At 67.0% G+C, this 2,315-nt stretch carries 2 protein-coding genes; both read left to right on the forward strand.

Annotated features, from left to right (window positions below; all coding sequences use genetic code 11):
* The first annotated feature begins 145 nt into the window (after nucleotides 1-145).
* Nucleotides 146-1,390, forward strand: a complete 1,245-nt coding sequence (gene istA, locus MKL01_RS19445; protein ID WP_243906845.1) for an IS21 family transposase — start codon at nucleotides 146-148, stop codon at nucleotides 1,388-1,390.
* A gap of 23 nt (nucleotides 1,391-1,413) precedes the next feature.
* Nucleotides 1,414-2,253 carry an IS21-like element helper ATPase IstB gene (istB, locus tag MKL01_RS19450; protein ID WP_243906846.1) on the forward strand — a complete coding sequence of 280 codons (840 nt, stop codon included), beginning with the start codon at nucleotides 1,414-1,416 and terminating at the stop codon, nucleotides 2,251-2,253.
* Nucleotides 2,254-2,315 lie beyond the last annotated feature (62 nt).

The raw sequence follows: 2,315 nt of genomic DNA on the forward strand, positions 1-2,315 counted from the left end.
GTGTTGATGCCGGAGTGAAACTCCCCAGAACCGCCGTTTGAAATCTCCTCAGTTGGACGTCTGCCGCCGGGCTCCCGGGGCGCGCCCTGGGAGCCCGGCGGCCGTGATTTGCCGATCCTCTCCCGATGGGCGGGGGAGTGAGTCGGTGGTCAAGCTGGGAGAACTGGTGATGATCTTGGACCTGCACCGGCAGGGGTTGTCGGTGAGCGCGATCTCGCGACTGTGCGGCCTCGATCGGAAGACCGTGAGGCGCTACATCGAACGGGGCTTGGAGCCGCCGGCCTATGGCCCGCGCAAGCCCCGCCCGACGCTGCTTAATCCCTTTACGGCCTACCTTCAGGAACGCGTGGCGGCCTACCCGGGGCTGACCGGGGCGAGGCTACTGCGGGAGCTGAAGGAGCGAGGCTACCAGGGAAGCTACACGGCGGTTACCGACTTCCTGCGGGACGTGCGGCCTCCGCCAAGCCCGGGCTTCGAGGTGCGCTTCGAGACCTCGCCAGGCGAGCAGGGTCAGGTGGACTTCGCTCAGTTCCAGGTGATCTTCACCGACGAGCCTGAGACGTCTCGCGTCGTGTGGCTGTTCTCCATGGTGCTGGGCTACAGCCGGATGATCTGGGCCCGCTTCGTCGTGCACCAGGACCTGGCCACAGTGTTGCGCTGCCATGTGGCGGCCTTCGAGGCGCTCGGCGGCGCGCCGCGAGAGCTGCTCTACGACCGCATGAAGACCGCGGTCACTGGCGAGGGGGATGATGGCGGGATCATCTACAACGCCAGCCTAATCGGCCTGGCGCGCCACTACGGCTTCCACCCCAAGGCCTGCCAGGCTTACCGCGCCAAGACCAAGGGCAAGGTAGAGCGACCGTTCCGCTATATCCGCCAGGACTTCTTCCTGGCGCGCACCTTCCGTAACCTGGAGGACCTGAACGACCAGCTCCGTCGCTGGCTGGACATTGTCGCCAACCCACGCGTGCACGCCACCACCCGTCGGGTGGTCAATGAGGCCTTTGCCGAAGAACGGCCGCAGCTTCGGCTGCTGCCGCTGGCGCCCTTCAAGGACGTGCTACGCCTGGAGCGGCGCATCTCGCGCGAGGGCATGGTGAGTGTGGGCGGCAACCTCTACAGCGTACCGGACGCGACCCGGCGGCGGGCGGTGGAAGTTCACACGCTGGCCGAGGAGATCCGCATCTTCGAAGACGGCAAGCTGATCGCTTCCCATCCCGTGCTGGAAGGCCGTCATCAGCGCCGCGTTGCGCCGGGTCACCGCAAAGTGGGCGCCTCCGGCCGTCGCCATGGCGAGGGCGGACCTCGGATCGGCGATGCCGTCGCTCAGCGCTCGCTGGACTTCTACGACGCCATCGGTCGCCAGCTCGCCCAGGGAGGTCGCGCGTGAGCACCCCTGACATCATCCCTTCTATGATCGAGCGCATTCGACAGGACTTGGTCGGCCTGAAGATGCCGCGCGCGCTGGAAGCGCTCGACCACATTGTGCGCCGCCTCGAACACGGCGAGATCAGCGCGCTGGAGGCTATCGACGTCCTGCTCAGCGAGGAGCTGACGTTGCGGGAGAACAGCCGCATCAAGACGGCGCTCCGCATGGGTCGGCTGGCGACGATCAAGACGCTCGCCGGCTTCGACTTCTCCTTCCAGCCGTCGCTGGACCGCGACCGCATCCACACGCTCGCCCAGCTCGGCTTCATCGCCCGCTCCGAGGTGGTCCACTTCCTGGGCCCGCCCGGGACTGGCAAGAGCCACTTGGCCACAGCGCTGGGCGTGGAGGCGGTAAAGGCCGGGCGCAGCGTCTACTTCTGCACCCTGGCCGACCTGCTGGCCCAACTCGCCCGAGCCGAACGTGAGGGCCGCCTGCAGGAGCGCATCCACTTCTTCTGCCGGCCGGGGCTCCTGATCGTAGACGAGATCGGCTACCTGCCCGTCGTACCCGGCGGCGGCAATCTGTTCTTCCAGCTGGTCAACGCCCGATACGAGCGGGGCGCCATGATCCTCACGTCCAACCGCGGCTTTGCCGAATGGGGCGAGGTCTTCGGTGATCCCGTGGTTGCCACGGCGCTGCTGGACCGGCTGCTCCACCATGCCATCGTCGTGCAGATCGAGGGCTCCAGCTACCGCTTACGCCAGCACGCCGAGCTGATGCCGGAGCACGTCCGCTCCAAGGCAGTCATCGCCGCCCCACTGCAGCCGCCGCCTCGTCGGCGCGGACGGCCGCCGAAAAACGGCTACGCCGCCCAGGTGGCCTGAACGGCGGAACTGAGGAGTTTTACTCCGGCGCTTTTGGGGATGTTTAGAGCGGCGTTGACAGA

Origin of the sequence: Methylobacterium sp. J-070, from assembly GCF_022829385.1 — a bacterium.
Classification (GTDB): Bacteria; Pseudomonadota; Alphaproteobacteria; order Rhizobiales; family Beijerinckiaceae; genus Methylobacterium.